We start from the raw sequence: 6,108 nt of genomic DNA, 5'->3' as shown, positions 1-6,108 counted from the left end.
ATGAAGCAACTAGGGGCAATGAAGCGTCAAAAATCTGTGGAAGTCTCCGCTAAAAACGGACTGGGGGATGTAGAAACCCACAGTTCAGGCGTAGCCAACTGTGGGTAGTTCATCTTGTATTTTCCCCAAATTTTGCTAAATTTTCAGAGCGATGGCCTCATAAAGGAGTGCCCCTGCCAATCGCCTACTTGGCAACCATTGTCCACACACCATCCCAGGAATCTGGTGGTGGTGTTTCTTGGTAATTACAAGCGCGTTCTAGGTGGATATTAACGGCTTGGTCTATGGGTCGAATGCGTTTAGCAGCTTCAAAACAGACGATCGCATTTGAGAAGTTGCGCCCTAAATAAGCAGTACGTCCATTATGGTAATGGGACAAGAACTCTTGGGTATTGGCATCTAGGGGCTTGGTGCGATCGCCAATTAACTCGTAGATATTCACTGCCTGATGTTTACCTTTCACCCGAATTTTATCCAACTGGCGCACCCAGATGCGATCGCCACACATTTTATAAGTAAATTCACTTAAAATAATATCACAACCATATTCTTTGGTCACACCTTCCAAGCGAGAGCTCAAATTCACACCATCTCCAATCACAGTGTAGTCCATGCGTTTGTGGGAACCGATATTACCCGAAACCACTTCCCCAGAACTAATCCCAATACCAATATGAATTCGTGGCTGTGCCTGGATAATCCGCCGCTGGTTGAATTCCTCTAAACGGTGGCGCATATCCAATGCTGACTGCACTGCCCTCCAAGCATGATTTTCTGTCAGCGGTAGGGGCGCACCAAACACTGCCATTAAGGCATCACCTATAAACTTATCAAGAGTGCCTTCGTAGTTAAAAACTGCCTCCACCATCGTTTCAAAATACTGATTCAGCAGTGATACCACCTCAGCCGCTCCCAAGTTTTCTGTTAGGGTTGTGTAACCCCGAATATCCGAAAACAAGATAGTCACATCCTTACGCTCACCCACCATCAAGGCATCCTCTCCCAGGGCCATAACTTGCTCGGCTACATGGGGTGTCAGGTAGCGGTACATGGTAGTTTTCAAGCGTTTTTCTTGACTAATATCTTCTAACACCACCAACCCACCCCGTACCCCACCTTCCGGGTTAGTCAGGGGATTGACGGTAAGATTAGTGCTGCGGTCTAATTTTTGCACCACATCAGCACTAAGAAACTCAGACTGGGGGATCAGCGGTTGATTCCAGGGAATAAAAATGTCTGGGTTGCTGCGTGAGCGTACAGCCAAAATTAATTGCTGAGTCCTGACCCCAGAAGCACCAGTGGTGTGGATAGATTTTCCTAAGTGAGTCTCAGTTACTACTCGATATTCACCACTAATAACTTCATACAGTCCCACCAACAAACTCTGCTCTGGCACATAATGTCTGGCCCCATTTTTTAAACTATCTTCCAGACGGGTTTGCAGATTTTCAATCGGCACAACCTCCCAAACTAGGCGACCAATCAAATTTTGTTCCCACAGCAGCTTGTTACTCTTGCTACTAGGCTCTCTCAAGGGACAACCCAGTAACTCTAGTGCGGCATCATTAATAGTGACAATCTGTCCTTGCATATCAGTAGAAATTACAGCATCTGAAAGACTTTGGAGGATGTCTTTTTGATACTGTTTTTCCAACAACAGATTTTCAAATAAGCGGGCATTTTCCAGGGCAATTCCTGCCTGAATATTAAACGCTCGCATAAACTCTTCATCAGAGGCGGTAAAACTACCTTGTTCCTTATTAATTAACTGCGTCACGCCAATCAATTCATTTGCCGAATTAAACACTGGCAAACACAGGATATTATGAGTTAGATACCCAGTCTTTTTATCTGTACTTGGGTCAAATCGGGGGTCTTTGTAGGCATCAGGGATATTCAGCGCTTGACCAGTAGAAGCCACATAGCCAGCAATACCACGATTAGCGGGGATCCGAATTTCTATAAATTGTGTATCATCGCAGGCGGCCGCCACCTTTGTCCAGAGTTCGCCCATCTCTCTCCGATACAAAAACAGTGTGCTGCGGTCTGCTTGCATTAAAATCCGGGCTTGTTCCATGACTATCTGCAAAGTGGCTTCTAAATCCAGACTTTGCCCCAGAGTCTGAGTTGCCCGCAACAGCGCTGTTGCCCCCCGTTGATTGCGAGCTGCTACATAAAAAGACTGGCAGCTTTCTAGAATAATGCCAATAGAAGCGGCAAAGTCTCGAAAACGCTCCTCATCATCTTGATTAAAAGGATCATCCCCAGCTTTATTGGCCAGTTGCACTACAGCTACAGTCTGGTTTTTGCTACTTAAAACTGGCATACATAAAATATTGTCAATCTTATAGCCCATTTGTTTTTCCAGTTCTGGGCTGAAGAGGGGGTGAGATGAGGTTTCAGATATGTTTAGATATTCACCCGTACTAGCAACATGACCAGGGATACCAACCGTGATGGGAATCCGGATTTCTAAAAATTTTTGGGTATGCTCTTGGAGGACTTTTGACCACAGATGACCTTTGTGATAGTCAACTAAAAAAATAGCTGTATGTTCTGCTTGGAGAATTTGACCAATTTTCAGTGTGATAGCTTCTAGTACTTTCTCCAACAGAGCTTCTAGAGCTTCATTATTGAGCAGATCAATAGCTCTGAGAAATTGCTGGAACTCAGCGGTGATGAAGTCAAGTAAGCAAACAAATTCGTTAACAGAAAGGTCTTTGACGCGACTTAGTAGGGCTTGGGTGCGGTTAACTTGTGTAAGTTCAGTTAATGTAGCCAAGACGCTACCTGAGTGGGAAAGTGTCATGGGAATTTTAGATTTTAGATTTTAGATTTTAAATTTTTTTCCATAGATTATTGAATTTTAAATACAACATTTCCCAACGTTTGAGGCGGGAAACCTGATTTGACAAATCAACAGCAGGATGAAGTATGAAGTTAGAAGGATTAGCTGCTAAGGCTCGTGTAATTAAAAATTATCTCATAGAGCCTAGGGATCCCGTACGGGATACAAAATTAAAAAAGCTGATGAAGTATGCTTTTCGTCTATTTTGGATGGTAGCTTTATTTCCGCCGTGTCGTACTAGTTAGAAAGCTTTTGTCAACTTTTGAGAGAAGATTACCTTGGAATAATAGTCTTGTAGCTGGCGTGTGGCAGCTGCCCATCCCCATCTTTCTGCTTCCTTCCGAGCATTTTGACGGATAACGGTTCGTTCTTGTTGCTGTTGTAAGAGACGAAAAGTAGCTGCGATCGCCAATTGGATATCTTCTGTTGGTTCAAACAGATATCCATTTACCCCATCTGTGACAATATCAGGAATTCCCCCAGAACGGCAGGCGACTACTGGACATCCCCCAGCCATCGCTTCTAGTAGCACTAATCCTAGTGTCTCTGTTCGGGAAGGAAAGATAAAGGCATCAGCGCTAGCAAAGGCAGATCCTAACTCCTTTCCCATGAGATAACCCACAAAATGGGTGTTTGTGCCTGCAAAGTGTTTTTGCAGTGCTTGACGGTGAGGCCCATCTCCTACCAGTGCCAACCTTGCTTCGGGAATGGCTTCTAAAATTGGTTTAATGCGCTCAATTTCTTTTTCGGCAGAAAGACGTCCGACGTAAAGTAGTAAGGGGCTTTTGGGATGATTTTGGGACAGATGCGATCGCATGGAGGCACTAGCTAGATCAGGGTGAAATAACTCTGTATCCACCCCACGTTGCCACAAATCTACTCGTTCAATACCATGTCCTGTTAATTCTGCCATCATTGCTGTCGATGTACACAGATTTAACGCGGCTTGATTATGGGCACCCTTGAGTAATTCCCAGAGTAACCCTTCTAGCATCCCCAAGCCGTAATGCTGGAGATATTGTGGTAAATGGGTATGGTAAGACGCCACTAGGGGAATTTTCAGGACTTTGCTGTAAAAAATTCCAGATAATCCCAAAACTGCTGGATTAACCACATGAATAATATCTGGCTGAAACTTTTCTAAGGCAGAACCAATGGCTGGACGGGGCAATGCCATTTTCAACTCTGGATACAATGGTAGAGGAAAGCCAGTAACACCATAAACTCTCGCTCCTTTGTGTTCAGTAATGCCACCCTCAGGGGCAATCACCAAGACTTGATCTCCATTGCGCTGTAAGTGATCAACGGTGTGGCGCAGTCGCGTTACAATGCCGTCAACCTTGGGCAAAAAGGTTTCGGTAAATAGGGCAATTCTCATAAGGGCTTGCGGTGAATGTCTGTGGAGCGACTGTAAGACCTGAACAGAGTAAATCTGTTCAGGCTGGTGCTATGAAACAGAAACTCTAAGAAGTGATTCTTGGAATCTCAGTCGCTTCAGCGCTGAGAGTAGTCAAAAAAAACTATTGAGTACAGGCAGATAATCCCAGCTTTGATTGAATTTTGCAATCAAACACAGGGTATACCTTCTCCTGTGGCGTAATCAATTCTAAATAGTGAGATTTAAGGTTTTGTCTTTGGTGAGGCACAAATTCTGAGATATTTTCAATCTGAATAATCCAATCGCCTGCTTAAGTAGCCAGCATCTGACCACGTAAACCCTGTTCAATAGCCTGACGTTCTAATTTTCCGCGGCATGGGTGATAGTCTGTGTCCCATTGCAGATGAACTTGAGAGTCCTTAACAGCTTTTTCTCACGGGCCAAGTTGTTAATAGCTGGATAATAGGCATGATAAACAACAATTGTAGGACTTACGCCTCAAGCACGAAGTGTAGGGGCAATTCATGAATTGCCCCTACGGTAAATTAGGGATTTTACGTCATTTTTGCGTAAGTCGTGAATTGATTGGTCGTCATATTGTGATATAATATGACGACCATTTCGGGTACAGCTAGTAACTTGATGGAGATCAGGTTTTGTGACTAGCCTCACGCAGCTTTTACCCTAATTTCTGTGCCAAGACACTTTGGGCAAAATTTGTTTGTGATCAACTCGTTTCTGATATTTGATGGCAAAGTTTAACAAAGAATCAAGTAGAGAATCAGAGAGATAGTGGGGATGTAAACCTAAATCGAGCAGTTTGGTGTTTTTAGCGTTGAAGTAATGTTCTTCTTTCTCAACTCTGGGGTTATCCAAGTGATCGATTTCCACATTTAGTCCAATCGTGTTCCCGGCTTTTTTCACCATATTGGCCAAGTCGCCAACGCTGTATTGTTCGGTAAATTGGTTAAATACGCGGAATTCTCCGGCTGAAGCGGGGTTAGCGATCGCTAATTCCACGCATCGTACTGTATCCCGAATATCCAAAAACCCACGTGTTTGTCCGCCCTTACCATAAACTGTCAGGGGATGCCCAATGGCCGCTTGAATGCAGAAACGGTTGAGTGCTGTACCAAAAACGCCATCATAATCAAGGCGGTTAATTAATAGTTCGTCTATCCCGGTTTCTTCGGTTAAAACGCCGTAAACTATACCTTGATTTAAGTCTGTAGCCCGCAATCCCCAAATTCGGCAAGCAAAGTGGATATTGTGGCTATCATGGACTTTGCTTAAGTGATACATTGAACCGGGCTGTTTGGGATAAGGCAGGGTATCTTTGCGCCCGTTGTGTTCAATAGTGATATACCCTTCTTCAATATCAATATTGGGTGTACCGTATTCACCCATTGTCCCCAGCTTTACCAAGTGGCAGTCTGGAAAATCTTCTCGTATAGCATACAGTAAGTTCAAAGTACCGACCACATTATTTACCTGGGTCAGAACTGCATGTTCACGGTCAATCATGGAAAATGGCGCCGAACGCTGTTCGCCAAAATGCACTAGGGCGTTTGGCTGAAATTTGTGCAGAACTTTGGTGAGAAACTCGTAATTAGTAATATCACCAATAAACAGGTCAATAGATTTACCAGTCAAATCTTGCCAGCGCTGGAGGCGTTGCTGAATTGGTGCGATTGGGGTAAGAGTTTCGACACCCAGTTCGTTATCCCAATGCCGCCGCACCAAACTGTCTAAAATTCCAACTTCATAACCTTGTTTAGAAAGGTAAAGTGCGGTTGCCCAACCGCAATACCCATCGCCACCAATAACCAGGACTTTCATAAAATTTCTTGGGAAGTGTGGAAACCCAGAGGCTTTAGCCAAG

General features: G+C 44.2%; 3 protein-coding genes. All 3 read right to left on the bottom strand.

Going from position 1 to position 6,108, the window contains the following annotated elements; translation table 11 throughout:
* Window positions 1–184 precede the first annotated feature (184 nt).
* The gene (locus H6G32_RS01010) at window positions 185–2,809 is read right to left on the bottom strand and encodes an adenylate/guanylate cyclase domain-containing protein (protein ID WP_190453481.1); all 2,625 of its coding nucleotides are present in this window, start codon (window positions 2,807–2,809) and stop codon (window positions 185–187) included.
* Window positions 2,810–3,089: 280 nt separating this feature from the next.
* A complete protein-coding gene (locus tag H6G32_RS01005; RefSeq protein ID WP_190453478.1) occupies window positions 3,090–4,226 on the bottom strand; it encodes a glycosyltransferase family 4 protein in 1,137 nt (378 codons plus the stop codon).
* A gap of 684 nt (window positions 4,227–4,910) precedes the next feature.
* Entirely contained in the window at window positions 4,911–6,065 is a 1,155-nt protein-coding gene (locus tag H6G32_RS01000; protein WP_190453474.1) for an NAD-dependent epimerase/dehydratase family protein, read from the bottom strand.
* Window positions 6,066–6,108: the final 43 nt, after the last annotated feature.

This window comes from Cylindrospermum sp. FACHB-282, from assembly GCF_014697195.1.
Taxonomy (GTDB): domain Bacteria; phylum Cyanobacteriota; class Cyanobacteriia; order Cyanobacteriales; family Nostocaceae; genus Cylindrospermum.
The sequence above is the reverse complement of the archived record's forward strand: the minus strand, read 5'-3'. Positions and strand labels throughout refer to the sequence as shown.